This is a genomic window from Echinicola marina, assembly GCF_020463795.1.
GTDB lineage: Bacteria > Bacteroidota > Bacteroidia > Cytophagales > Cyclobacteriaceae > Echinicola > Echinicola marina.
Window position 1 is genome coordinate 2,723,806 of the sequence record NZ_CP080025.1, and the last position, 24,856, is coordinate 2,748,661.

The 24,856-nt window shown below is 39.7% G+C and carries 23 protein-coding genes; 11 read left to right on the forward strand and 12 right to left on the reverse strand.

What is annotated here, in order from left to right; translation table 11 throughout:
• Nucleotides 1-199: 199 nt before the first annotated feature.
• The 3 genes from KZP23_RS11375 to KZP23_RS11385 are packed head-to-tail and all read right to left on the reverse strand — an operon-like array spanning nucleotide 200 to nucleotide 3,003.
• Nucleotides 200-1,246: a vWA domain-containing protein gene (locus tag KZP23_RS11375; RefSeq protein WP_226336350.1), complete on the reverse strand. Its 1,047-nt coding sequence runs from the start codon at nucleotides 1,244-1,246 to the stop codon at nucleotides 200-202.
• A complete protein-coding gene (locus KZP23_RS11380; protein ID WP_226336351.1) occupies nucleotides 1,233-2,132 on the reverse strand; it encodes a hypothetical protein in 900 nt (299 codons plus the stop codon). Before KZP23_RS11380 ends, KZP23_RS11375 begins: the two co-directional genes overlap by 14 nt.
• Entirely contained in the window at nucleotides 2,125-3,003 is an 879-nt protein-coding gene (locus KZP23_RS11385; protein ID WP_226336352.1) for a DUF58 domain-containing protein, read from the reverse strand. The genes KZP23_RS11380 and KZP23_RS11385 overlap by 8 nt, the downstream gene beginning before the upstream one ends.
• 108 nt (nucleotides 3,004-3,111) lie before the next feature.
• On the opposite strand from KZP23_RS11385, the gene KZP23_RS11390 reads away from it, so the two are divergent.
• The gene (locus KZP23_RS11390) at nucleotides 3,112-3,447 is read left to right on the forward strand and encodes a DUF4296 domain-containing protein (RefSeq protein ID WP_226336353.1); all 336 of its coding nucleotides are present in this window, start codon (nucleotides 3,112-3,114) and stop codon (nucleotides 3,445-3,447) included.
• A 3-nt stretch (nucleotides 3,448-3,450) separates the two neighbouring features.
• Nucleotides 3,451-5,841 (forward strand): endonuclease MutS2, encoded by a 2,391-nt coding sequence (locus KZP23_RS11395; RefSeq protein WP_226336354.1) that lies wholly within the window; start codon nucleotides 3,451-3,453, stop codon nucleotides 5,839-5,841.
• Nucleotides 5,842-5,846: 5 nt separating this feature from the next.
• On the opposite strand, the gene KZP23_RS11400 is transcribed toward KZP23_RS11395, so the two are convergent.
• From KZP23_RS11400 to KZP23_RS11430, 7 genes are read right to left on the reverse strand one after another with little or no spacing between them, the layout of a single operon-like run.
• A complete protein-coding gene (locus tag KZP23_RS11400; protein WP_226336355.1) occupies nucleotides 5,847-6,284 on the reverse strand; it encodes a nuclear transport factor 2 family protein in 438 nt (145 codons plus the stop codon).
• An 8-nt stretch (nucleotides 6,285-6,292) separates the two neighbouring features.
• Entirely contained in the window at nucleotides 6,293-6,766 is a 474-nt protein-coding gene (locus tag KZP23_RS11405) for a hypothetical protein (protein WP_226336356.1), read from the reverse strand.
• Between the two features lie 48 nt (nucleotides 6,767-6,814).
• Nucleotides 6,815-7,450, reverse strand: coding sequence for an ABC transporter ATP-binding protein (locus KZP23_RS11410; RefSeq protein WP_226336357.1), 636 nt, complete (start codon nucleotides 7,448-7,450; stop codon nucleotides 6,815-6,817).
• Nucleotides 7,451-7,453: 3 nt separating this feature from the next.
• Nucleotides 7,454-8,233, reverse strand: coding sequence for an acyl-ACP--UDP-N-acetylglucosamine O-acyltransferase (lpxA, locus tag KZP23_RS11415; RefSeq protein ID WP_226336358.1), 780 nt, complete (start codon nucleotides 8,231-8,233; stop codon nucleotides 7,454-7,456).
• Nucleotides 8,230-9,624, reverse strand: coding sequence for a bifunctional UDP-3-O-[3-hydroxymyristoyl] N-acetylglucosamine deacetylase/3-hydroxyacyl-ACP dehydratase (locus KZP23_RS11420; RefSeq protein ID WP_226336359.1), 1,395 nt, complete (start codon nucleotides 9,622-9,624; stop codon nucleotides 8,230-8,232). The genes lpxA and KZP23_RS11420 overlap by 4 nt, the downstream gene beginning before the upstream one ends.
• A gap of 42 nt (nucleotides 9,625-9,666) precedes the next feature.
• Complete coding sequence (lpxD, locus tag KZP23_RS11425) at nucleotides 9,667-10,689, reverse strand: UDP-3-O-(3-hydroxymyristoyl)glucosamine N-acyltransferase (protein ID WP_226336360.1); 1,023 nt, start codon at nucleotides 10,687-10,689, stop codon at nucleotides 9,667-9,669.
• Nucleotides 10,690-10,704: 15 nt separating this feature from the next.
• Complete coding sequence (locus tag KZP23_RS11430; RefSeq protein ID WP_226336361.1) at nucleotides 10,705-11,934, reverse strand: HD domain-containing protein; 1,230 nt, start codon at nucleotides 11,932-11,934, stop codon at nucleotides 10,705-10,707.
• A gap of 66 nt (nucleotides 11,935-12,000) precedes the next feature.
• Here KZP23_RS11430 and porX point away from each other — a divergent pair, with 66 nt between their 5' ends.
• From porX to KZP23_RS11445, 3 genes are read left to right on the forward strand one after another with little or no spacing between them, the layout of a single operon-like run.
• Nucleotides 12,001-13,563 carry a T9SS response regulator signal transducer PorX gene (porX, locus tag KZP23_RS11435; protein ID WP_226336362.1) on the forward strand — a complete coding sequence of 521 codons (1,563 nt, stop codon included), beginning with the start codon at nucleotides 12,001-12,003 and terminating at the stop codon, nucleotides 13,561-13,563.
• A gap of 8 nt (nucleotides 13,564-13,571) precedes the next feature.
• Complete coding sequence (tsaE, locus tag KZP23_RS11440; protein WP_226336363.1) at nucleotides 13,572-14,006, forward strand: tRNA (adenosine(37)-N6)-threonylcarbamoyltransferase complex ATPase subunit type 1 TsaE; 435 nt, start codon at nucleotides 13,572-13,574, stop codon at nucleotides 14,004-14,006.
• A complete protein-coding gene (locus tag KZP23_RS11445) occupies nucleotides 13,996-15,213 on the forward strand; it encodes an alanine dehydrogenase (RefSeq protein WP_226336364.1) in 1,218 nt (405 codons plus the stop codon). Before tsaE ends, KZP23_RS11445 begins: the two co-directional genes overlap by 11 nt.
• Here KZP23_RS11445 and KZP23_RS11450 read toward each other — a convergent pair.
• Nucleotides 15,210-15,683 (reverse strand): response regulator, encoded by a 474-nt coding sequence (locus KZP23_RS11450; RefSeq protein WP_226336365.1) that lies wholly within the window; start codon nucleotides 15,681-15,683, stop codon nucleotides 15,210-15,212. The two genes, KZP23_RS11445 and KZP23_RS11450, sit on opposite strands and share 4 nt — an antisense overlap.
• Before the next feature lie 245 nt (nucleotides 15,684-15,928).
• Here KZP23_RS11450 and KZP23_RS11455 point away from each other — a divergent pair, with 245 nt between their 5' ends.
• The 4 genes from KZP23_RS11455 to KZP23_RS11470 are packed head-to-tail and all read left to right on the forward strand — an operon-like array spanning nucleotide 15,929 to nucleotide 22,094.
• Nucleotides 15,929-18,199: an Rv1355c family protein gene (locus KZP23_RS11455; RefSeq protein ID WP_226336366.1), complete on the forward strand. Its 2,271-nt coding sequence runs from the start codon at nucleotides 15,929-15,931 to the stop codon at nucleotides 18,197-18,199.
• A gap of 1 nt (nucleotide 18,200) precedes the next feature.
• A complete protein-coding gene (locus tag KZP23_RS11460; protein WP_226336367.1) occupies nucleotides 18,201-18,884 on the forward strand; it encodes a hypothetical protein in 684 nt (227 codons plus the stop codon).
• Between the two features lie 11 nt (nucleotides 18,885-18,895).
• Nucleotides 18,896-21,022: a sensor histidine kinase gene (locus KZP23_RS11465; protein WP_226336368.1), complete on the forward strand. Its 2,127-nt coding sequence runs from the start codon at nucleotides 18,896-18,898 to the stop codon at nucleotides 21,020-21,022.
• Nucleotides 21,012-22,094, forward strand: a complete 1,083-nt coding sequence (locus KZP23_RS11470; protein WP_226336369.1) for a hybrid sensor histidine kinase/response regulator — start codon at nucleotides 21,012-21,014, stop codon at nucleotides 22,092-22,094. The genes KZP23_RS11465 and KZP23_RS11470 overlap by 11 nt, the downstream gene beginning before the upstream one ends.
• 62 nt (nucleotides 22,095-22,156) lie before the next feature.
• Here KZP23_RS11470 and KZP23_RS11475 read toward each other — a convergent pair whose 3' ends face one another.
• Nucleotides 22,157-22,873, reverse strand: a complete 717-nt coding sequence (locus KZP23_RS11475; protein WP_226336370.1) for an SIMPL domain-containing protein — start codon at nucleotides 22,871-22,873, stop codon at nucleotides 22,157-22,159.
• Between the two features lie 164 nt (nucleotides 22,874-23,037).
• Between KZP23_RS11475 and KZP23_RS11480 the strand changes: the two genes are divergently transcribed.
• The gene (locus KZP23_RS11480) at nucleotides 23,038-23,577 is read left to right on the forward strand and encodes an inorganic diphosphatase (protein WP_226336371.1); all 540 of its coding nucleotides are present in this window, start codon (nucleotides 23,038-23,040) and stop codon (nucleotides 23,575-23,577) included.
• 133 nt (nucleotides 23,578-23,710) lie between these two features.
• Nucleotides 23,711-24,856 carry a 1-acyl-sn-glycerol-3-phosphate acyltransferase gene (locus KZP23_RS11485; RefSeq protein WP_226336372.1) on the forward strand — a complete coding sequence of 382 codons (1,146 nt, stop codon included), beginning with the start codon at nucleotides 23,711-23,713 and terminating at the stop codon, nucleotides 24,854-24,856.

A 24,856-nucleotide genomic window follows, 5' to 3' on the forward strand; every position in this document is an offset into this window, starting at 1 on the left:
TTCAAAGATAAGTGGGGGAATTACTTTGGGCAAATTTATATGGGACTACTGTTTGGTTTTACTTATGCGCTGTTGTTTTGAACTTAGAAGTATTTTTTCCATTAGGGATTTTATTGTTTTCTGTTCATTTATTCAGGGATTCAACTTTTGGCAAATAAAAAAGGACAGCCATTTGTAATTGCTGTCCTTAAAATCTTTTTTAATCCAAAAGGAAGTTATTGACAAAGGTGCTTTTCAGGGTGAGCCAGATAAAGAAGAAGATAATGGCAAAAAACAAATAGGGCCTATAGAAATCCTGGGTTTCCTTGTACCTTGATTCTAGGATCTCTGCTTTCTCCATTTGGTTGATCTGCTCAAATATGTTTTCCAGGGCATTGCCATCAGAGGCTCTGAAAAACTGCCCTTTTCCAATTCTGGCCAAGTCCCTTAGTGTCGTTTCATTCAAATAGGTTTCTACCATTTGAGGTCTGCCAAAAAAGTCCGTTCCATATGGGACCATTCCGTCTTTCCCTACCGCAATGGTATAGATTTTAATGTCCATGGCCTCTGCTAGTTCAGCAGCGAAGGTAGGATCTACATTACCGGCATTATTGTCCCCGTCACTGAGCAATACCATCACTTTGGATTTGGAATCAGATTCACGCATTCTGTTCGTTGCAGTAGCCACAGCACTGCCGATGGCAGTACCTTTTACATCCATCATATCAAATGATATGTCTTCTATCAAGTCAGTCAGTAATTCATAGTCTGTGGTCAATGGAGCAAGGGAAAATGCTTCACCGGCAAAAATGACCATGCCTATTCGGTCTCCAAACCGGCCATTGATAAAGTCTATGGCAGTAGCTTTGGCGGCTTCCAACCTGTTGGGCTCGAAGTCCTGCAAGTCCATGGATTCTGAAATATCCAATACCAGCATGATGTCAATACCTTCGGTGCTTTGCTCCACCTTTTCATTGGACCGCTGTGGCCTGGCCAAGGCAATAATAATCATCAGCATGGCCAGAGAAAAGAAGAGTGTGGGGACTAACCTCAAATAAGTCCAAGGATTACTGCTGGATACACTTTCTGGTAGAGAAAGTTCCAGCGATGGATTTTTAAGGATTTTAGTGAACTTTCTGATCAATAATATCAGAGGCACTATCCAAAGAAGGTGCAAGGCCCAAGGGTTTTCCCATTCGTAAGAGCGAAAGGTCTCAGGGAAAAACCAGTTCAGCGAAAACCATTCTGCTATATCACTTGCTCTCATGGATTTCTTTGATTTTTTGGTGATACATATCTTCGCACACTGATTTTAATTTATCACAAGTCGCCAATAGGTCTTCAGATGTCCTGTTGGCATAAATGATGATTTCAATTTTTCTGAAGTCATTGACCAAATCAGGTAGGTTCATGAACTCACCTATTTCAGTGGCTGTCCATTCCCTATAAGGTTTACCGGTCAATTCTTCCATATAATCTTTCCAAAGCCAAAGGGTTTCATCTGCAACCTGTAAGCTTGGATTGGATTGTAAGGTTTGTACTGCTGAAGTCCATTTACCAAGAAATTTCTTATGCTTCTTCTTTATTTTTCTAATGGCCCATGCTTTTTGGAATTTATTGCCGAATAAAAGGATGGAACCTATAATGACAATAAGGAGTATGCCCAAAAATATCAACAAGTAAGGGTAGTTGAATTCCTTGGGAATGGCTTGGTATTTATCATTGTCCTTGAAGGTAAGCTCTTCTGGCATGGGATTGATGGTCAATTCCAAGGTCAGGTTGTCTTCAATAGGAGAATGCTGAATGCTGTCGTATTTTAATATTTCAAATACAGGAAGTGAATAGGACTTTACTGGATCCAAAGAGAAATAGGAAAGATAGTATATAGCACTGTCCTGTGTAACACTATCAGGGGTATAGGAGGTAAATGTTTGTTTCTCCAAGAAAGCAAAATCCTGGTAGTTAAAAGTAGAATCTGGAAAAACAATATTCATTTCCGAAGGGTATTCCGCCTTAAGAACATAGCCTACTCTTTCCCCTAATTTGGCAGAATCTTGGAGGAAATAGCCATCCAGCTTCAGCTTTTGGGCCTGAAGATTAGAAGAGAATATTACTAATAAAATGCTAATGAAGAATCCTTTGAACTTACCCACGCTTCATGGTTTTATTCCTGTACCTAAACAATTCGATCAATGGAAGGACAATGTCTTCCTGGGTATCAATGGGGAGATAGTTAATCTGATTTTTTTTGCATAATTCTTTTAGAGAGTTTCTATCTGTGGTAAATGTATCGGAAATCTTTTTGGAAAAACTACCAAAAGCCGTGTTGACCCAAGTGGTTTTGCCTTCTTCCTTATCAAAAACCGGGATGATTCCCAAGGAAGGTAAAGCTGATTCACGGGGATCAGTTACCTGAATGGCCACCACATCATGTTTTTCCCCGAGGGCTTTGAATGATCTTTCATAATTCTCATCGATGAAATCTGAGATCACGATGATGATGCTTCTTTTCTTGATCAGGTTAAGGGAAAAAGTGAACATCTCATTGAGATTGGTTTTGATGGATTTGTTTTCATGCTTGAAAATACCTCTAATCACTTTTACTCCCTGCTTTGGACCTTTTCCAGGAAGAATAACTTTTTCCTTTTGATCTGAAAAAGACACCAAGGCTACTTGGCTGCCCTCATGAATGGCTGCTAGGGTCAGTACTCCAGCGATTTCTTTTCCCAAGTCGATTTTTTTCCTTCTCTCATCACCAATATCCTGAGATCCGCTGATGTCCAAAAGAAAATAGACAGATTGATCCTTGTCTTCCTTAAAAGTTTTGACAAAGGTGCCGTGTCCTTTTGCGGATACTTTCCATTCAATGGTACGGACATCATCACCGTATTGGTAAGGCCTCAAGTCATCGAATTCAAGGCCCGCACCTTTGAAAATGGACTGATAATCACCTTGCAGGTGGTTATTTGCCACCTTTCTGATCATGATTTCGTATTTCCTAAGTTTTTTCAGCAGTTGCTTCATGGGCTAATTCTTTCCGAGGGCCTAAATTTAATGGACTAGATTGAATAATAAAACGAGTAATGGATAACATATTATCTAAATTTCAACGGAATTGGCTAATTTTGCATTGTGAAAAAAATAATAATCTTCATTATTGCCCTTTCGGGACTGCTGTCTTGCGCTAAAGAGGGGCAGCCTGATGAGTTGTTGTCCGAAGATAAAATGGTGGAAATCATGGTAGATATCCACTTGGCTGAAGGAATGGCCAGCTCTTTGCCTGTCTCCTATGATTCTTCCAAAAAACTATATCCATTATTTGAAAGCCGTGTTTTTGAAAATCATCAAGTAGCAGACACAGTATACATGGAAAGTTTGGAATATTATCTGAGAGATACCGAAAAGATGGAGGAGCTTTATGGTCGGGTGATTGATTCACTTAATGTGAAAGAAAAAGAAGGAAAATAAAGTATGCTATATCCGGATAATCTTGAGTCCAAGATTAATTTTGATAAAATAAAAGAGTGGATCAAGGAAGAATGTACCAGTAAATTGGGTACTGATATTGTTCAGAAAGTGTCTTTTTCAAAAGATATCAATTTGCTGAACAAACTGTTGGACCAAACAGAAGAGTTTCGCCAGATTTTATTGTCCGGTGAAATGTTCCCTTCATCCAACTTTCTGAATATCTATCCTTATTTGGATAAGGCCAAGATCGAAGGGACTTTTTTGTATGAGGATGATTTTCATGAAATCCGTCTTTCCTTGCTTACGCTCAAGGGCTGTGTAGATTTCTTTACGAAATTTCAAGAAGAGTATCCCCAGCTTTTTCAGCTATTGGGATTGGTGAATCTTGATAATACCTTGCTGAGGTCTATAGAGAAGGTGTTGGATGATAAAGGTAAAATCAAAAACAATGCAACACGCGAACTGAGTTTGATCAGGGCGCAAATCCTTTATGAGGAAAACCGACTCAGAAAGGTTTTGGATAGGATCTTTCGTGAAGCAAAGGCCAAGGGATTGACACCTGATGATGCATCGATAACCATACGAGGCGGCAGAATGGTGATGCCTGTTCTGGCAGAAAATAAAAGAAAGATCAAGGGATTTGTACATGATGAATCTGCAACTGGACAGACCGTATTCTTAGAGCCTGCCGAGGTTTTGGATATCAATAATGAGCTCAAGGAGCTGGAATATATGGAGCGCAGAGAGGTGCAGAAAATCCTCACAGAGCTTACCAATACTTTAAGGCCGTATATTCCTGAGCTTAAGAGTGCTTTCCGCTTTTTGGGAATGGTAGATTTTATCCGAGCCAAGGCCAAGCTTGCCCTGAAGATGAATGCCAGTAAACCCAGTCTTCAAAAGGAAAAAGTCATAGAATGGTACAATGCCCGTCACCCTGTTTTGGAACATGCCCTTAAGCAGCAAGATCGAAAGATTGTTCCCCTGAACATTCATTTGGATCATAATAGCCGTCTTTTGGTGATTTCTGGCCCCAATGCTGGAGGAAAGTCTGTTACCCTCAAAACCGTGGCTTTGGTGCAGTATATGTTGCAATGTGGGCTGTTGGTGCCCATGGATCCTCATTCCAAGTGTACAGTGTTCCAAAATTTCTTCATTGATATTGGGGATGAACAAAATATAGAAAATGACCTGAGTACCTATAGCTCACATTTGATGAGCATGAAGTACTTTACCCAGTTTGCCGATAAGAAGTCCATCTTTTTTATTGATGAATTTGGTACAGGTACGGAGCCCCAGTTTGGCGGGGCCATTGCCGAATCGATTTTATTGGCCTTGAATAAATCAGGAGCCTATGGGGTAGTGACCACGCACTATGGAAACCTGAAGCAGATAGCTGCCAAAAATCAAGGAATGACCAATGGAGCTATGCGCTTTGACGTGGACAAACTGGAGCCACTTTACCAGCTAGAAATAGGCAAGCCAGGTAGTTCCTTTGCGTTGGAGATAGCCACCAAAATTGGGATTTCAAAGGAAATTATCGGTTATGCCAAAGAGCAGATTGGTGATGAAAGGGTAAGGTATGATAAGCTCTTGAATAAGTTGGAGTCAGAAAAATCCAAGTATGAAAGGGTTTTGGATGAAGTGCAACGAAAGGAGAGGTTGCTTACCAAAAGGCTAAAAGAATATAATGAGCTTAAGGAAACCATTGAAGGTAACCAAAAGCAATTGATCCAACAGGCCAAGCTGGAAGCCAAAGCCATATTGGATGGTGCGAACAGTAAGATAGAGGAAACTATTCGATCCATTAAAGAAAATAAGGCTGAGAAAGCGGCCACCCAAAAGGCGAGAAAGGAGCTGGAAAGTTTAAAAACTGAGATTAAGCCGGATAAATCCATCAAGCCTAAGCTTCCACAGGAAATCAAAGTTATTGCTGGGGAAATCAAAGCTGGTGACCATGTCCGCTTGAAAGACAATGGAGCTATTGCCGAGGTGATTTCCGTGCGGAATAAGGATGTTGAAATCAGCATCGGTGATTTGAAATCCAATGTGAAGCTGAACAGGTTAGAGAAGATTTCCAATACTACCCTTAAGAAGGAGAAAAAGGCTATCGTTTCAAGAATGAGCTATGATACTACCTCCAAAATGAGGGATTTCTCTCCAAATTTGGATTTAAGAGGTAAGCGAGGAGAGGAGGTTTTGTCCATTGTCCAGAATTTTGTGGATGAAGGCCATATGTTAGGTGTCAAGGATCTGCGCATTGTGCACGGCAAGGGAGACGGTATCCTTAGGGATATAACACGTAACCTACTTCGATCAATGCCTGCTGTAGGGAAGTTTGAAGATGAACATGCTGATCGCGGAGGTGCTGGGGTTACCTTGGTGACTTTAAGATAAAATGCTTAGGCCGGTGGAAGTTTGTAGGCTTGCCTTACCAATAGCTTCCACTGGTCATTATCATATCTCCAAACCATCATGACGCCGATTTTGACCTTTCCTGGGACTCCGCCATCATTGGTTTCAGCCACCAAGATATGCCTTGCAACGCCAATATTATCCACCACTTCATAATTTTGATTTTGTAGGTCAATACTCACAAAATCAGAAGCACCGCTTAATAAGCTTTCGATAAATTTATCTTGGTTTTCGATTTTTCCACTGGAGTGGCCATAGGACAGTTTCTTGTCCGTCAGTTTTTTAAGTGCAGTCTTATCCGGGTGGATCATGGCCTCAGTTAACTTTTGAACAGCATTGACCAGGTCAATGGAGTTTTCTGATTGTGCTTGACTAAAATGGCAGATAGCCCATAAGAAAGAGAAAATTAGAGCTATGCTTTTCATGATCAGGATTATTTAGCCTTCAATTCAAACTTATAAGATCCTGCTAGTGCATTTACCCGTCCATTGGCTGGGGTAGGTACGGTGAATTCCAAAACTAAATTGCTCCCTGCTCCTGAGAAGGAAATTTCTTCCCCAGCTGCAGGTTGGGAGCCTGTGAGGGTGATTTTATCGAAATTACTTCCAGAAAAGGACCAGTTTCCACTTCCATCATAAAGATTGTTGGCATTGCTGGTGGTATAGGCTTTTGTACTCCCATTTGATGAAAAAGTGATTTCAAAATCTGCCCAGTCAGCAGTTTCATTTGTTCCGTTATGGGTGACAGCTCCACCAGTTACTACCCATGTTTGGCTACCTTCACCAGTCAGCTTTTCGGTGGCTATTTGTTCAGGAGTTTTGGATGGAGTTGGATCGTCTTTACTACCGCAAGAAAAAAGAGTGACCAAAGAAAAAATTAACAAGTAAGATGCGAATAGTTTTTTCATAGTTTATCAAATGGATTTTCAGGTAAATATAAGGATATTCAATTGAAATCAAAGGGACTTTTGAAGCTTGTAATCTTCAATGTGTAAGGTTTGATTGCAAAAGGAATATTCCTTTGGCTCATTAGAACCTATAAAAATAGTTCTGTCTTTTCCGTATTTTTCCACGAGACTGAGGTACCATTCTACTCCTTTTTTATCGAGGTTGGAGGTTGGTTCGTCCAGGATCAGCAAGGGAACCTTAGAAAAGAAACAAAGTCCCAATTTAAGCCGCTGTTTCATGCCGGAAGAAAAATAGGATATTTGCTTGTTCTTTGCTTCGGTCAGGTACATGGCTTCCATCATGTTCAAGATATCCATTCCTTCAAGCGTATTTTTAAATTCAAAATGGAATTGAAGCAGTTCAAAAAGCGTAAATTCTTCGGGAAGTTCCATATAAGGAGCACTAATGGCCAATTGTTGATACAGATCCGTATCTTGGATAGGTGCATTTTGGAAAAAGTATTCTGCACTTCCTTCGGTAAAAGGAGTGGTTCCGGCAAGGCACTTCAATAAAGTGGACTTACCGGAACCATTGCTGCCAGTTATGGCGATTTTTGTGTTGGGATTTACATGTAGATCCAGGTTTCTAAATATCCAGTCGTATTGGAATCGCTTTGCAGCATTCTTTAGCCTGACTTCTAGCATTTGTTAGTTGATATATCCTTTCATCACTCCTCTTTCAGAGGATCTGATAAAGTTTACAATCTCATCTCGTTCTTTGGTAGCAGGAAGGTTGATTTCTATTTCTTCCAATGCCCGACTATTATTGAGGCTATTAAGGAACAGGTACCTGTATACTTCCTGAATATGGCTAATGGATTCATTGGTGAATCCTCTTCTCCTAAGTCCAAGAGAGTTTACTCCGGCATAACTCAAAGGTTCTCTTGCTGCCTTGGTGAACGGCGGTACATCCTTTCTTACCAATGAACCACCAGATATCATGGAGTGCATTCCGATTTTGACAAATTGGTGAATGGCACTGCTGCCCCCAATAATGGCCCAGTCATCTATGGAAACATGGCCGGCTACCTGAACGGTATTGGCAATGATCACATTGTCACCAACGCTGCAATCATGCGCAATGTGAACGTAGGCCATCAATAGACAGTTGCTGCCTATTTTGGTTACCCGCTTATCAATGGTCCCACGGCTTATGGTAACACATTCTCTTATGGTCGTGTTATTTCCTATCTCGACAGTAGACTCCTCTCCTTGGAATTTAAGGTCTTGCGGCACACCTGCAATGACCGCTCCAGGGAATATTTTGCAGTTTTTACCGATTTTTGCTCCCGGATATATGGTGACATTGGAACCGATCCAAGTACCATCTCCGATTTCTACATTTTCATGAATAACCGAAAAAGGGTCAATGCTTACATTTTCACCGACTTTGGCATTTTCATGTACTTGTGATAGCTTACTTATCATGCGTCTTTTCTTACAATACTAGCAGTCATTACGGCTTCACAGACCAATGTGTTTCCCACATAGGCTTCACCTTTCATTTTTGCAATCCCTCTTCTGATAGGGGACAATAGTTCACACTTGAATACCAAAGTATCTCCTGGTAAGACCATTTTACGGAACTTGCAGCTTTCTATTCCCAAGAAATAAGTCCAATAATTTTCAGGGTCATCCACTGTGCTTAACACAAGAATGCCGCCAGTCTGTGCCATGGCTTCTACTTGTAATACTCCTGGCATGACAGGATTGTTTGGGAAATGCCCCATAAAAAACGGTTCGTTGATGGTAACGTTCTTAACACCAGCAACTACCGTGTCATCAAGATAAATGATTTTATCCAAAAGTTGAAAAGGGTATCTATGTGGAAGGATATTCCCAATCTGGTTAATATCCATCACAGGTGGCAGTTTTGGGTCATAATGAGGAATATGACTTGGTCCTGCTTTTTCCATGGCCCTTTTTAGCTTTTTGGCAAAAGCAACATTGGCTGCATGTCCAGGCCTTGCTGCAAGTATTTGGGCCTTTAATGGCCTTCCTACCAAGGCAAGGTCACCTACCACATCAAGTAATTTATGTCTGGCAGGTTCGTTTTTATAACGCAGCTCTACATTATTGAGAATTCCTTCTTGCCTTACTTCTACCTTAGGCTTGTTGAACATTTTAGCCAAGCCATCCAATTCCTCGTCGGTGACAATACGGTCTACGACTACTATGGCATTGTTCAGGTCTCCCCCTTGGATAAGGTTTTGCTTGTATAGCATCTCCAGTTCGTGAAGGAAACAGAAGGTCCTACAAGAAGCTATTTCGGATTTAAATTGGCTAATGTCGGTAATGGAAGCGTGCTGACTGCCCAATACAGGTGAATTATAGTCCACCATGACAGTGACACGGTAATCATCCAATGGCAATGCGGCCATCTCTACTTCACGGGCAGAATCCCTGTAATGGATACTTTCAGGGACTTCAAAGAAGCGTCTCAGGGCATTTTGTTCTTGTAGACCGGCATCTTCCAAAATGCTAATAAACTGAATGGAACTTCCATCCATAATTGGAGGCTCAGGTCCGTCCAGTTGGATGAGTACATTGTCAATTTCGAGGCCTACCAAAGCAGCGAGTACGTGTTCTACAGTAAAGACCCTGGCGCCACTCTGTTCTATGGTAGTTCCTCTGGATACGTCTACTACATTGTCTACATCCGCATCGATGATGGGAGAGCCTTCAAGGTCAATTCGCTGGAACTTGTATCCGTGGTTGGGAGGAGCAGGTACAAATGTCATATTGGCCATTACACCAGTGTGTAGGCCAACTCCAGAAACTGTAACCTGTTTTCCTATGGTATGCTGTTTAACTTTCATTAATGATGTTTTTGGGGCATCCTTTTGTATTCGCCCACAAATTTATTGTTTTTTTTCCAGATCTTTAATTTTATTCTGTAGACTTGGTAAATTTTTAAAAATAGAATATGATTTCAGGAATTCCTTCATCTCAAATCCTATATAACCGAAAAATGTCTGTCCGGGTTTATTGATAGATTTCGAGATCCCCGTTTTGGCGCCGATGGTGGTGTTGTCAGCGATTTTCAAGTGGCCAATTATGCCCACTTGGCCTGCTATGATACAGCTTTTTCCGATTTCAGTTGATCCGGAAATACCTGCTTGGGCTGCAATTACAGTGTTTTCACCAATGATTACATTATGAGCTATTTGCACTAGATTGTCAATTTTAACTCCCTTCTTGATGATCGTAGATCCCATCGTGGCACAGTCAATGGTACTATTGGCCCCAATGCTGACATTGTCTTCAATGAGCACATTGCCCAATTGAGGGATGTTTTTGTAGGTTTTGTCTTCCTGTGGAGCAAAACCAAAACCATCGGCACCAATGACCACATTAGGGTGGAATTCACAATTGTTACCGATAATAGTGTCATTATAGATCTTGACTCCTGCATGAATGATACAATTATCACCAATGCTCACTTTATCTCCAATATAGGTTTGTGGATGAATGGTGACATTGTTGCCGATTTTACAGTCTTTACCAATATAACTGAAAGCCCCTCTATAGCCGCCCTCGCCAATTTTGCTAGAGCTATCCATATAAGAAGGTTCTTCCACGCCTGTTTTGGCACGCTTGGTAAACTGAGCATAAGCCTCTAGCAATTGGGTAAAACCTGAATAAGGATCCTTTACTTTTATAAGTGTGGTGTTAATGGGCTTTGCAGGGGAAAAATCTTTGGAGACAATTACAGCTGTAGAATGGGTGCTATAAATGTACGGTTCGTATTTCATATTGGACAAAAAGCTTATTCCCCCTTCAGCTCCATCTTGAATTTTGTCCAGTCTACTTACTTTCTTGGTGCCATCACCTTCGATTTCTCCGTTTAAAAGCTCTGCAATCTGACTAACGGTAAATTCCATGAGTTTAAAATTATGTTATCGCAAAGTTAAATCTTTAGCCCGACAAGCATAATACTTTTTGACAATTTTGCTCATGGCTTTAATATTGGGTAGGTCAGCTGCCTGAGCGACATCTATGACTTCTCCTTTTTTTGTCAAAATTAGAATGCTTTCTTTGGCCACATAGGCATTGTTGGATATGGATCCATAGGAAAAAAAATAGGGTAGTTCCTCTTCTGAGATGTTGAGGTTCTGAATCATTTTTTTCTCCATCTCCACGAGCTCGTCCTTTTCCAGGGGGGTATTGCTGAGCTTGATCTTAAAAAGATTTCTGGTCAAAAACATGTCCGCAATATTGCTCAACACACGGTCCTTGTTTTTCTGCCATAGTTTAACGGCTCCCCAAATATCAAAATCATCCATGCTGGCAAATATTTCTTGAATATCTGTGGATTTCTGGAAATCCTTGAGGGTAAAATTGTTTTGCAGGAAGTAGCTAAGTGCTTCAGTGCCTGGAAGTATTGTGCCGGATTGCTGAAGGTCTTTTGCTCTTTTTATCAGGTTAATCAGCATTTTTTCAGCACTAACTGTGGTTTTATGCAGATAAACCTGCCAATACATCAGCCTTCTGGCACTCAGGAAGTTCTCTATGCTGTAAAGCCCTTTTTCTTCCACTACAATCTGATCATCCTTGATGTTCATCATTTTGATGATCCTGTCCGCACCTATGGTACCTTCAGAGACCCCCGTAAAAAAACAGTCCCGCTGTAAATAATCCAGTCGGTCAATGTCAAGTTGGCTGGAAACTAATTGATGAAAGAACTTTCTTTCATAATTATTCTTAAATATTCTTAACGCAAGGTCAAGCTGGCCGTTTAATTGTTTGTTTAGGGATTCCATGAGCAGTAGCGACAATGACTCATGGGGAATGCCCTTTAGTAAAGTGTATTCGAGGGCATGTGAAAAAGGTCCATGTCCGATGTCATGCAATAAGATAGCAATTAATGATGCTTCATATTCTTGGTCACTGATTTCATGTCCTTTATTGCGAAGGTTGTCCAAGGTGATACTCATCAGGTGCATGGCTCCCAAGGCATGGTGAAATCTGGTATGCAGTGCTCCAGGATATACAAAGTCTGTGAGCCCCAGTTGTTTGATTCTCCTTAGTCTTTGGAAATAAGGATGGTCAATAATAGTGAAAATCAACTCGCTGGGAATGGTGATAAAACCGTAAACAGGATCGTTAAGAATTTTATGGCTTTTCAATTGCCTAAGAATTAGTTGATAGAAATCAAAAGTAGTTATAAATTTATAAGAAATAAACCGGAAAAGATGCAAAAATTTAAAATTCTCTGGGCAGATGATGAGATTGACTTGCTTAAACCTCATATCATGTTTTTGGAGCAAAAAGGATACGAAATCACTACCGTTAACAGTGGCAATGATGCCGTTGAAATGGTGGAAAACTCCAATTATGATGTGATATTTTTAGATGAAATGATGCCTGGGATGACTGGTTTGGAGACTTTGCAGCAGGTGAAAATATTGAAGCCTCAGACCCCAGTAGTGATGATCACCAAAAGTGAAGAGGAGCATATCATGGACGATGCGATTGGGGGCAAGATTGCGGATTACCTGATCAAGCCCATTAACCCAAGCCAGATTTTATTGTCGGTAAAAAAGATTCTTCAAAACAAGCAGTTGATCAGTGAGAAGACGAATATGTCCTATCAGCAGGATTTTTCGCGGATCAGTATGGCTTATAATGACGCCATTGATCATGAAGAATGGGCGGAGATTTACAAAAAACTGACCTATTGGGAGCTGGAAATCGATAAGACAGAGAATAAAAGCATGCAGGAAGTTTTGGATACACAAAAATCCGAAGCCAATGCGAATTTTGCCAGGTTTATCAAGGATAATTATTTGGATTGGCTCAATGATGCCGATGCCGATAAGCCGATCTTGTCCCATCGGGTAATGAAAGAAAAAGTCTTTCCACATCTTCAGGATGGCCAGAAACCATTGTTTTTTGTTGTGATTGATAATTTGAGATTAGATCAGTGGGAGATTATCGAGCCATTGTTAAGTGATTATTTTAATGTAAAGTCAGAGGATACCTATTATAGTATTTTACCTACCACTACTGCTTATGCCAGAAATGCCTTGTTCAGCGGCATGATGCCTTTGGATATGGCCCGGTTCCATCCAGACCTTTGGGAAGGAGAAGATACTGATGAAGGAAAGAATAACCATGAAAAGGAATTTTTGGAAGTTAATTTGAAGAAAAATAGGTTGCAATCGAAATTCAGCTACCATAAGATTTTGCAGGCTAATCAAGGTAAATCCGTTTTGGAGCAGTTTCAGAATCTGATGAACAATGATTTGAATGTTTTGGTCTATAATTTTGTGGATATGATGTCACATGCCAGAACTGATATGAAAATGATTCGAGAACTAGCTCCCGATGAGTCCGCCTATAGGTCCATCACAGAAAGCTGGTTTCTGCACAGTACCTTGTTTGAGTTATTTAAGAGGGTAAGTGAGGCAGGCTGCGACGTGATTGTGACCACTGATCATGGTACTAAGCGAGTAAACAGACCATATAAAATTATTGGAGACAGAAAGGTGACCACTAATTTAAGGTATAAGCAGGGGAAGAATCTTAATTTCGAATCCGGGAAGGTTTTTGAGATCAGCAGGCCTGAGGAAGCCAAATTGCCGAGATTTAATGTTTCCACGAGCTATGTTTTTGCAGTAGAAGATTATTTCTTTGCATATCCGAACAATTACAATTATTATGTAAATTACTACAAAGATACATTCCAACATGGAGGGGTTTCTTTGGAGGAGGTAATTGTACCAATCATGCACCTTTCACCAAAGCAGTATTAAAGAAAGCATTGAAAAAGATTATATGTGAAGATAAAAGCCAGCTGCCACAAGTAGCTGAAAATATCATTGAAACCTGCAAAGATCTACCTGTTTGGGTATTTATGGGGGATATGGGAGCTGGAAAGACCACTTTGATAAAGGCCATCGCAAGAGCGTTTGGTGTAGGTGATTTAGTGAGCAGCCCCTCTTTTTCCATAGTCAATGAGTATGAAAACCAGCAGGATGAAATATTTTATCATTTTGATTTTTATAGGGTGGAGGAGCAGGAAGAAGTGTTGGAGATAGGAATCGATGAGTATTTCTATAGTGGTAGGCATTGTTGGCTGGAGTGGGCCGAAAAAATTCCAGATTATCTCCCGGAGGAATTTTATTTGATTTCTATTGAAGTCACCGGCAATGAAACAAGGGAGATGAGCATTAAAAAGATACACGATGGGAGCTAAAATGGCAGAGATAAGCAAAGAGGCAGGAATTTATCCCAAAGAAGCCTTGGCCAGGGTCAAAAGCTCTGATCATTCGATTTTGATAGGATTGCCAAAGGAGAACGAGGTGGATGAAAAAAGAATGGTCCTTACGCCTGAGGCTGTGGCGTTGTTGGTGAATAATAACCAAAGGGTCATGGTGGAATCAGGGGCAGGAACCCCTTCCAAGTTTTCTGATAAGGAATATGCCGATGCAGGTGCAAAGGTAGTTTATTCATCCAAAGAGGCTTTTGAAGCAGAGGTGGTGCTGAAAGTTGAGCCACCCACATTGGAAGAGATTTCTTATATGAAACCGGGCAGTTGTTTGATTTCTGCATTACAGTTGGGGAAGCAAAAGGCCGAGTATATTCATTCGCTAAACAAGAAAAAGATCACTGCAGTTTCATTTGAAAATTTGGAAGACAAAGTCGGAGGAATGCCCGTGGTACGGGCGATGAGTGAGATAGCAGGTAGTACGGTAATGCTAATTGCTTCGGAATATTTGAGCAGTGTAAAAAAAGGAGGAAAAGGATTGATATTAGGAGGTATCACAGGCGTGCCTCCTACCCAGGTGGTTATCGTAGGAGCGGGTACTGTCGCAGAGTATGCTGCAAGGACCGGGCTTGGATTAGGTGCCAGTATCAAAATTTTTGACAATCATTTGTATAAGCTGAGGCGGATAAAGCAGCTTTTGGGCCAGCAGGTATATACTTCCACGATAGATAACTTTACTTTGGGCGAAGCGCTAAAGGAAGCTGATGTGGTGATAGGAGCCTTAAGAGCTGAAAAAGGTAGAGCCAAGGTGGTGGTTTCAGAGGAGATGGTCGCAGCAATGATGCCCGGAAGTGTATTGATAGATGTTAGTATAGATCAGGGGGGCTGTATAGAGACTTCTAGGATGACCACCCATGAAAAGCCTGCATATAACTTATACGATATTATTCATTACTGTGTACCCAATATTGCATCACGGGTTTCCAGGACAGCTTCGGTTTCACTCAGTAATATTTTCACTCCCATTCTTTTGCAAATGGCCGATTTGGGAGGCGCCGAAGAAATGATTTTTAATTATAAATGGTTTATGAAAGGGGTTTATACCTACAGGGGAAGTCTTACAAATGCTCACTTGGCTAGAAAGTTCCAAATGAACCATAAGGAACTCCAACTGTTACTGGCGGCCAGGTATTAGGAAAGTAATTTTTGGCGCAATAGGAATTCCAATTGTTCATTGGCTTTGATAAGGTCATCGGTAAGTTTCTTGTTTTCCTTTCGCAAAGAGAAAACTTCGTAGGCGTTTTTGATGACCGTTTTCATATAGTCCTCTTCCCAGGGCTTGGTAAGGTAATGATAAACTTGTCCCTTATTGATCGCATCAATTACGGCTTGAATATCAGTGTAACCTGTTAGTAGTATTCTGATGGGCTCGGGATAATCTGGGATAATGGACTCCAGGAATTCCACACCAGTTTCTTCCGGCATTCTTTGATCTGTGATGATAAGATCGATTTCCTTGGATTTTAAAATATCTCTTCCTTCATCAGCAGAAATGGCCAGATAAACTTTGTATTCACGTCTAAAAGTAGCTTTAAATGCTTGAAGATTGTTTTCTTCATCATCTACATAAAGAATTCTTATTTTTTCTTTTGTCGAATCAGTCATGTGCTAATCGTTGAATTCAATGCTTACCTTGGTGAGATATGCGGATGTTTAAATATAACTAAAATCTCTTTCTCGTACTATATTACAAATATATATCTAAAACTGTCATCTGTACTCAATTTAAGTAAATCTATTTAGAATTTTTAGTCCAATTTCGCATGATTTTTTTAGTTTTTTCATTTAATTACAAGGTCAATCATATAACTTTACTTACGTTTGTCATCAAAAATATCACCAAGGCATAAATGGATTTGAATTATATAAAAGGGACGAATCCCAGTTGGGAGGCGATTATATTACCTGCGGCGCCAATAAAAAAAGAGGAAATCCAACTTTTAGATGAACTGAAAAAAGATTCTACGGTAGAGAAATTTGATCAATTGGATGGGCAAATGGCTGAATTGATTAAAATTAAGCATCCTAAGGATAACTTAAAAGACGGAGAGCTGGCGGTGATGGTAAAGGACTTTTTTAAACATCAGCCTAGAGAAGAGTATGGTTGTTGGGTGTATTATCATTGGAGAAGGCAGTTGATAAGGACCTTGGATGAAGCAGATTTTATACAAGTAAGAACATCTAGGAACCAATATAAAATCACTAAAGAGGAACAGGATTTACTGTCCACCAAAAAAATTGGGGTGATAGGATTGTCTGTTGGGCAAAGTGTTGCGTTAAGTTTGGCAATGGAGAGGAGCTTTGGGGAGTTGAGAATCGCGGATTTTGACACCTTGGAGTTGAGTAATATGAACAGGATCCGGACGGGGATATACAATTTAGGATTGAAAAAGGCCTGGATGGTTTCCCGGGAAATAGCAGAGATTGATCCATTTCTGAAAGTGACAATTTTTGAGGAAGGAATTAATGATAGGAATATAGATGAATTTTTTGAAAAAGATGGTGCCTTAGATTTGTTAGTTGAGGAATGCGATAGCCTTGATGTAAAAATATTGGCCAGGGAAAAGGCCAGAGAAAAAGGAGTGCCTGTAGTAATGGATACCTCGGATAGGGGAATGGTAGATGTAGAACGGTTTGATTTGGAGCCCAAGCGTCCTTTGTTACATGGTTTAGCAGGAAACTTGAAGTCTGAAGAGTTGAATAGCTTGTCGAATGAGGAGAAAGTGCCTTTTATAGGGAAAATGATCGGAATGGAAACGCTGTCTACAAGAATGAAAGCTTCATTTATGGAGGTGGGAACTTCTATCGGTACTTGGCCCCAGTTGGCCAGTTCTGTGATACACGGAGGGGCAGTCTGTGCAGATATAGTACGAAAGATATTTTTGGATCAATTCAGGGATTCCGGTAGGTATTATTTTGATTTTGATGAGGTATTGTATCATGGGCAAGATCAGCAAAGCAAAACTAGCGAGGTGCATGCCCCAAAAAGTGAGAAAAAACAGTTTATCCCTCAAGGTGAACTGAAATCTCCAAAAGTCCTGAGCAAATCGACTGTTTTGGAATTGGTCAAGAAAGCGAACCTGGCGCCTTCTGGTGGGAATTGCCAGCCATGGAAGTGGGTGTTTGATAAAGAAGGTGTGCTTCACCTTTTTTACGACAAGGGATTAAGTGAGTCTCTGTTGGATTATCATGGGACGGGGACCTTGATGGCATTGGGGGCGGCCTTAGAAAACTTGGTTTGGACAGGACATAATATGGGGCTAGGTGTCAAGATTAATTTTAATGAGTTAGAATTTGAAGATGACTATATCGCAAAAGTTACTTTTAGTGAAAATATAGCAGATGGAGAAGATACGCAATATGATTATTTATATCCATATATAGAAAAGAGGGTGACTAACCGTAAACTCGAGCAAGGAAAAGAAATAGCATCTTCCATATTAGAAGAACTTAGGAATATAGCTATTGACTCGGGCAATGGCATGGAGATGCTGACAGATCGTGGTCAGTTTGGTGAACTGATTGAAGTTTTGGGAGTGATGGATAAGATTAGGGTGATGAATCCGAGGGGCTATGCCGATTTTGTAAGGGAAATAAGGTGGACAGAGAAAGAAACTATTGAAACCAGGGACGGGATTGATATAGAAACACTTGAGCTTAAAAATACGGGAGTTGCGGCTCTTACCCTATTAAGGGATCATGAGGCTATCTCATTTTTGAAGAAAAATCAACTTGGTGACGGTCTGAAGGAAATGTCCAAGGACACCATTAATGCTTCCTCCGCTATCTGCTTGTTGACTGCAAAGGATTTTTCTCCTTATTCATATCTTAGGGGAGGAAAGGCCTTACAAAGAGTGTGGACACATATAAATAAAGAAGATGTGGCGTTTCAACCTATTTCTGCTTCATTATTTTTCTTTCACAGATTACAAAGGGAAGGGTTAAAGTACTTTTCTACAGAGGAAGGAGAAATCATCAAAGATGCACAAAGAAGGTTGAGGACTTTATTTAATTTATCCCCTGATACAAATGAAGTGTTTTTGTTTAGGCTCACTACAGCTTCTGATGTTTCGATAAGGTCTTTAAGGAGAGATGTGTTGGATACAATAGCGTTTCTATAAGATGTTTATATTTAAAGCGTTCAGAGCAATTGATAATGAGGAGTTATGCCTTGAATTTTTGGAAGGACACTGGAATGTACTCAAAGAATATGGGGTGACGAAAGTCACTTCTGCTAGGAGAGATTGGATCAGTAACCCTCATGTTTATGTCATCGTGGTTATAGATGCTGAAGAGAAAAGAGTAGTGAGTGGAATGAGGCTTCACCTTGCCCATGAAGATTATCCGCTGCCTATGGAAACGGCCATTGCAGAGGTGGATAAAAGTATACATTGTGTGGTTGCGAATTATAGGGAGAATATTACCGGTGAAATTGGTGGTTTGTGGAATTCAAGGTCGATTGCTGGCTATGGTATTGGTATTAAGTTTTTGATCCGTTGTGGAATAGTGTTGGCAGAACAGCTTAAAATGGGGACATTGTTGGCTTTATGTGCAGAGCATACCTTAGGGTCCTGCTTGGATAAGGGATTTGAAATTGAAATGGGCGTAGGGAATTCTGGCAAGTTTAACTATCCGAAAATTGATTTGGTGGCTACTGCTGCTGTTATTAAAGATTTGGTCAATTTGCCATTGGCATTAGCGGAGGAAAGGGAAGAGATTTTTAAACTGCGAAAGTCCTTGAATTGCGAGTCTGTGTATTCCACTTCCCGTGGGGAAATGCACATTAAGTACGAACTGGAATTATAAATATATCAATTATGGCAGGTGTTTTTGGGTTTGTAATGACCCTTTTGCTCAGTATAATGAACCTTGATCAAGATATAAACTTGATCAATTCAGAGAATGCCAAAATAAATAAAATTTATTATCAAGAGTTTTCTGAGCAAGATAACCCTGGAATTGATCAACTGGTTGGGAACACGCAGTTTAACCGAAGGGAGGGCTTTGCCCCTAATTTTGGTGTAAACAATGATGTGGTGTGGATTAAATTCTATGTTAAGAATCAGGGCGCTGGAATGGACCAATTTTTAGTTATAGATAATCCTTCTTTGGACGAAATAGAGTATTATTTGTTTGAATCAGGGGATTTGGTCGATAAGGGTATAAAGGGAAGGGGATTTAGAGAGAAGAATAATGACCAATCTTCATCAGGTTATATTCTTCCTTTACAGTTGGAAAGGGATTTAGAATATACGATCTACCTCAAAGTAAAGAGTTTTGAGAAGAAAGTGCTGCCGATGAAAATAATGCCGGAAATTGAAGTTTTAAAAGAAGTAAAGAGGGAGGATGTGTATTTTGGCGTTTTTTCTGGGATTTTTATTGGCCTGCTATTTTATAATTTATTCCTTTATTTTTCATTAAGGGATAGGGCTTATCTTTTGTATGTGTTTCATACTGTATTTGTGTGGTTGGCTCAATCATCCATAATGGGATATACCCAAGAGATACTATGGCCTGAATGGGATTGGATTCATTCCAGGGCAAATATGTTTTTTTCATCAGCTGTAAGTATTGTAGGGATACTTTTTCTCAAAGAGTTTCTTAATACAAAAAAGTTTGTACCCAGGCTAGACCGTGGTTTGAGGGTGTTTTTCCTGATATATCCTCTTATAGTGCTTTTGGCTATCCTAGGGCATCAAACATTGAGTTATAATGTGCTGATTTTTACCCAGTCTATAATTGTTTGGTATATTATGCTGATAGGTATTCAGGTCAATAGAGAAGGTTACAGACCCGCAAGGTATTATTTGTTGGCATGGTCATTCTTTATGTTGGGGATTTTTCTTTTTGTAATCCGAGATATGGGGCTGATCCCATACAATATGTTTTCTGCTTATGTTATGCCTGTAGGTTCAGTATTGGAAGTGATTTTACTTTCTTTGGCATTGGCAGATAAAATCAACGTGCTTAAAGTTGAAAAAGAAGAGGAACAGCAGAAAACCCTTAATGCTATAAAAGAAAATGAAAGGTTAATCAGAGAACAGAATGTTATTTTGGAGGAAAAGGTTAAATTGAGGACTGAGGAGTTAGAAAAAACGCTGAATAATCTTCAAAATACACAAACCCAATTGGTCAATCAGGAAAAAATGGCTTCATTGGGACAGTTGACTGCAGGAATTGCACATGAGATCAATAATCCGATCAATTTTGTCAGTTCTAATGTATCTCCATTGAAAAGGGATATCAAGGACATCCTTGAGATTGTGGATGCTTACAGGGAAAAAGGTAGTTCAGAGTTTTCCAAGAAAACCCTTGAGGAATTGCAAGAACTTGAGGAAGATCTTGAATATGATTATTTAATAGAGGAAATAGGTTTATTGTTAAAGGGGATGGAAGATGGAGCAAAGAGAACCGTTGAAATTGTCAAAGGCTTAAGGTTGTTCTCTAGGGTAGATGAACAAGATGTGAAGAAGGTGGATTTGCATGATGGTATCAACAGTACTTTGGTGTTATTGAACAGTACCATGGGGAAAATCGAAGTGAAAAAAGAATATGGCAATATACCCATGGTAGAATGTTTGGCTGGTAAGATCAACCAGGTATTCATGAATATAATAAGCAATGCGATTCAGGCTTTGGGAGAGCAAGGGAGTGAAAACCCCTCTCCTGAGATTTTAATAAAAACAATGTCCCAAAATGGGGAGGTGATTTTGGAAATAGGAGACAATGGTCCTGGTATGCCGGAACATGTTCGAGAGAGAATTTTTGAACCCTTTTTTACAACTAAGGCAGTAGGGAAAGGTACCGGTTTGGGCTTGTCTATTGTTTATAAGATAATCGAAAACCACCAAGGTAGATTAGATGTGCATACGTCTCCTGGGGAAGGAACTAAGTTTGTGATCAAGTTACCTGTATATCAAAAACAACCTAACAATGAGCAGTAAAATTCATGTTTTATATTTGGATGATGAGGATAATAATTTACACTCTTTTAAAGCCAGCTTAAGAAGAGATTTTAAAATTTTTACAGCGCTGAATGCAGAAGAAGGTTTAGAACTGGCGCAGAATAATGAAGTTCATGTTGTTATTGCTGACCAGAGAATGCCAGGGATGACTGGGGTGGAATTTTTTGAGAAATTGGTAAAAATTAAGCCAGACCCAATACGGATTTTACTGACAGGCTACTCAGATATAGCCAGCGTAATAGATGCCATTAATAAAGGAGAGGTATATAGGTTTATCGACAAACCGTGGAATATTGAACAAATTAAAAATGCCATCAAAACTGCCGCAGATATCTACTTCACCAGGAAGGAACTCAAGGAGAAGAATCAGCGATTGAAGAAAATGCATTCAGAGATGAACCAGTTTGTGTATAGTTTGTCCCACGAACTTAGAGGGCCTCTGATGAGCATTTCGGGTGTTTCCAAATTGGCTAAAATGGAATGCGCTGATCAACGTATATTAGAGTATTTTGAAATGATCGATTCGGCTACTTTTAAGTTGGACGATTTTATTTACAAAATGCTCGACTTTTACCGTTCCACTAAAATCGACAATGTAATAACATCTATAGATTTCAATGAATTGTTGGAACAGCAGTGCGAAGCTTATAACAATAAATGGGATCTCAGTGATATCCAACTGGAAATAAATATACAACAAGAGGAGGAGTTTGAATCAGATGAGGCAAAACTTCGGGTGATCTTCAATAATCTTTTTAGCAATGCCTTTAAATTCCAGCAGGAGGGTAATCCTGATAAATTTATTAAGGTGGACGTGCAGGTTCAAGATGGAAAGGCTATCATAGAGGTGGCTGATAATGGCATCGGTATAGATGAGAAGTACCAAAGTGAAGTATTTGAATTATTTCACAGGGCTACACAGAAAAATGTGGGAGCAGGGATAGGTTTATATATGGTAAAGGAGTCTGTAGAACAGCTGAAGGGGGATATAGAATTGAATTCTGCGGTAGGAGGAGGGACTTCCTTCAAAATCACCATTCCTTCTTTATAGCAAAAGGAAAAAAGAAGGATAGTAAAAAAGGAGCTCACCATATGGTGAACTCCTTTTTTACATTATTCAGAGAAATAGAACATGACCAGCACTTCGTCAGTGAGCTTCTGTTCTTCTGGAGAGAATGTCGGCGGTGCCGAATCAGCTCCCCTCATCTGTACTTTCATATATTCCATTTGTACAGGCCTAGGCGGAAAGCTTTGTTGTCCGCTGTAGTCTATTTTGAAAACTTTTATGTTTTTCAGGTCCATGGTGGCTGCAATTAATTCAGCTTTTTGCTTTGCGTCTTTTAAGGCATTCGTCAAAAGTTCATTTTCATATTTTTTTTGCATTTCCTCTGAAACCGAAAAAGAAACCTGAAACATTATTTCTTCACTTTTGTTCAGCCTATCCACCAAAGATACCAGGTCTTTCTCTGGGTCATCAAGCTCAATTTTTATGTTCTGGGAAGCAACATATCCACTGTCTTTTGAAGTCCCTTGGCGATAAATCCTATTTTGATTTATTCTATATTGGCTGGTTGTGAAATTGAAGTCAGAAAGTTGACCTGAATTGACCAGTTTTTCTATTTCGTTTGTTTTTTTATTCAAGGCAGCAGCTGCTTCGGAGGCATCCATGGCTATTTTTTCAATATTGATGGAAATGATTGCCTGATCGGGTTTGATGCTGATTTCACTTTTTCCGCTTACCTGAATGGTGTTGGAATTACTGATGTTTTGTGCTTGGCTAGCATAAAATCCAGTCAGTAAAACGGTAAATATTAGAAGTACTTTTTTCATGATATTTAAAAATGGTTATGTTAACTATACGGCAAAACATAGGCCATAATAACAGGGAGGGTGAAAAAAAAGTATCAAATTCTTTTTTTTACTTTGTTAACAAGCCAAATGGCAGTAATTTGCCGGCCGTTTCAGTCATTATGAATGTAAAAAATGTTTTTAATATGATTAATCCATGGCATGATGTTCAAATAGGAGAAGAAGCTCCAGAATACGTAATGGGCGTCATTGAAATCCCAAAAGGAAGTAAAGGAAAGTACGAATTGGAAAAAAAGACCGGGATGTTGATGCTGGATAGGGTGTTGTTTTCAGCTGTTCATTATCCTGCTAATTATGGTTTTATTCCACAGACTTTTTGTGAGGATCATGATCCATTGGATATCTTGATCATTTCTCAGATTGATATTCCATCCATGACTTTGGTGAAGGCCAAAGTGATCGGTGTAATGAGAATGGTAGATGGTGGTGAGGCTGATGACAAGATCATTGCCGTAGCTGCAGATGACCAATCAGTGAATTATATCAATGATATCGATGAGTTACCGCCGTACTTGATGAAAGAAACCCACCGTTTCTTTGAAGATTATAAGAAGTTGGAAAACAAGGAGGTGAAAGTAGAGGATTTCCTTGGTAAGGAAGATGCGATGAGGATTATCCAAGAGAGTATAGATCTTTATGATAAGAACTTCAGAAATAAAAAATAGAAAAAGAGGCTGTTGGAAGACAGCCTCTTTTTATTTACATCCATAGGAGAGTACTGATAAACCAAACTTAGCGTAGTAAATGGCACATCAACGCTAATTTTTTTGTAATTTGCGGTTTGCAAAGAGAGCGTTTATGTCGAAATTTGATCATATAAGACCTTATTATGATACTGAAGTCAACCAGGCTATTTTAAGCGTGGTGGATGATCCCATGATGAAGGCTATCATGGAGTTTACCTTTCCGGATATGGAAGAGGCAGAGTGGAAGAGTCAGCTGAGAAAGACCCATTCGATTAGGGATTTTCAGATAAACTTTATATATCCTGCCATTAAAATGGTGTTGAAGAAAAGTTCGGAAGGACTTAGCTATAGTGGGTTTGAGGGGTTGGATCAGCATACTGCCTATCTATTTATATCAAATCACAGGGATATTATTCTGGATACTTCATTGTTGAATTATACCCTTTATAATAATGGCTTAATGATGACTTCATCGGCTATCGGTGATAACCTGGTGAAGAAACCTTTTTTAATGGCCCTTTCTAGGCTTACCAGAAACTTTATGGTTCAAAGGGGATTGCCTGCCCGGGAGTTGCTGGAAAGTTCTAAATTGATGTCACAATATATTCAGGAATTGTTGATGCATGAGAACCGTTCTGTATGGATTGCCCAGCGGGAAGGGAGGACCAAAGACGGTAATGATGCTACCCATAAAGGAGTGCTGAAGATGATTTCCATGGCCCGTGGAGAGGAGTCAGAAATGAATTATTTTAAAAAGCTACATATTGTGCCGGTATCAATTTCTTATGAATATGATCCTACTGACCTGTTGAAAATGCCGGAGTTGATGGCAAAGTCTAGGGCAGAAGTATATGTGAAAGGAAAAAATGAAGACTTTGTCACTGTGCTGAATGGTATTATAGGCCAAAAGAAGCGTATTCATATTCATGTTGGTGATCCATTGGATGAGGAAATCGACCAAATAATGACAGAGGTTGAATCAGCCAATAAGCAGTTTCAGGCCTTGTGTAATGTGATAGATCAAAAAATCATCTCTAACTTTAAATTATGGCCTACCAATTTTATAGCCCATGATATCTTGCATAATAGCGAGCAATATAGAGATGAATATTCTATAGAAGAAAAGGAAGCCTTTGAAGAGCGATTTAAGAAAGGGGTAGACCAAAGTGACGAGGTGGCGATGAAGAACTTCTTGGCCATGTATGCCAATCCAGTGACTAATCAAGAAGTGTTAAAAGTAAGTGATAGGGAGGTTTGA

Excerpts from the sequence above, each read along its gene's own strand:
- KZP23_RS11475 (WP_226336370.1), bottom strand. The coding sequence starts at position 22,873 with ATGAAAAAAGTACTTCTAATATTTACCGTTTTACTGACTGGATTTTAT.
- porX (WP_226336362.1), top strand. The coding sequence starts at position 12,001 with ATGCAAAAATTTAAAATTCTCTGGGCAGATGATGAGATTGACTTGCTT.
- KZP23_RS11410 (WP_226336357.1), bottom strand. The coding sequence starts at position 7,450 with ATGCTAGAAGTCAGGCTAAAGAATGCTGCAAAGCGATTCCAATACGAC.
- KZP23_RS11450 (WP_226336365.1), bottom strand. The coding sequence starts at position 15,683 with ATGACTGATTCGACAAAAGAAAAAATAAGAATTCTTTATGTAGATGAT.
- KZP23_RS11485 (WP_226336372.1), top strand. The coding sequence starts at position 23,711 with ATGTCGAAATTTGATCATATAAGACCTTATTATGATACTGAAGTCAAC.
- KZP23_RS11405 (WP_226336356.1), bottom strand. The coding sequence starts at position 6,766 with ATGAAAAAACTATTCGCATCTTACTTGTTAATTTTTTCTTTGGTCACT.
- KZP23_RS11375 (WP_226336350.1), bottom strand. The coding sequence starts at position 1,246 with ATGAGAGCAAGTGATATAGCAGAATGGTTTTCGCTGAACTGGTTTTTC.
- KZP23_RS11395 (WP_226336354.1), top strand. The coding sequence starts at position 3,451 with ATGCTATATCCGGATAATCTTGAGTCCAAGATTAATTTTGATAAAATA.
- lpxA (WP_226336358.1), bottom strand. The coding sequence starts at position 8,233 with ATGATAAGTAAGCTATCACAAGTACATGAAAATGCCAAAGTCGGTGAA.
- KZP23_RS11385 (WP_226336352.1), bottom strand. The coding sequence starts at position 3,003 with ATGAAGCAACTGCTGAAAAAACTTAGGAAATACGAAATCATGATCAGA.
- KZP23_RS11420 (WP_226336359.1), bottom strand. The coding sequence starts at position 9,624 with ATGAAAGTTAAACAGCATACCATAGGAAAACAGGTTACAGTTTCTGGA.
- KZP23_RS11470 (WP_226336369.1), top strand. The coding sequence starts at position 21,012 with ATGAGCAGTAAAATTCATGTTTTATATTTGGATGATGAGGATAATAAT.
- KZP23_RS11460 (WP_226336367.1), top strand. The coding sequence starts at position 18,201 with ATGTTTATATTTAAAGCGTTCAGAGCAATTGATAATGAGGAGTTATGC.
- KZP23_RS11455 (WP_226336366.1), top strand. The coding sequence starts at position 15,929 with ATGGATTTGAATTATATAAAAGGGACGAATCCCAGTTGGGAGGCGATT.
- KZP23_RS11465 (WP_226336368.1), top strand. The coding sequence starts at position 18,896 with ATGGCAGGTGTTTTTGGGTTTGTAATGACCCTTTTGCTCAGTATAATG.
- lpxD (WP_226336360.1), bottom strand. The coding sequence starts at position 10,689 with ATGGAATTTACCGTTAGTCAGATTGCAGAGCTTTTAAACGGAGAAATC.
- KZP23_RS11400 (WP_226336355.1), bottom strand. The coding sequence starts at position 6,284 with ATGAAAAGCATAGCTCTAATTTTCTCTTTCTTATGGGCTATCTGCCAT.
- KZP23_RS11445 (WP_226336364.1), top strand. The coding sequence starts at position 13,996 with ATGGGAGCTAAAATGGCAGAGATAAGCAAAGAGGCAGGAATTTATCCC.
- KZP23_RS11480 (WP_226336371.1), top strand. The coding sequence starts at position 23,038 with ATGATTAATCCATGGCATGATGTTCAAATAGGAGAAGAAGCTCCAGAA.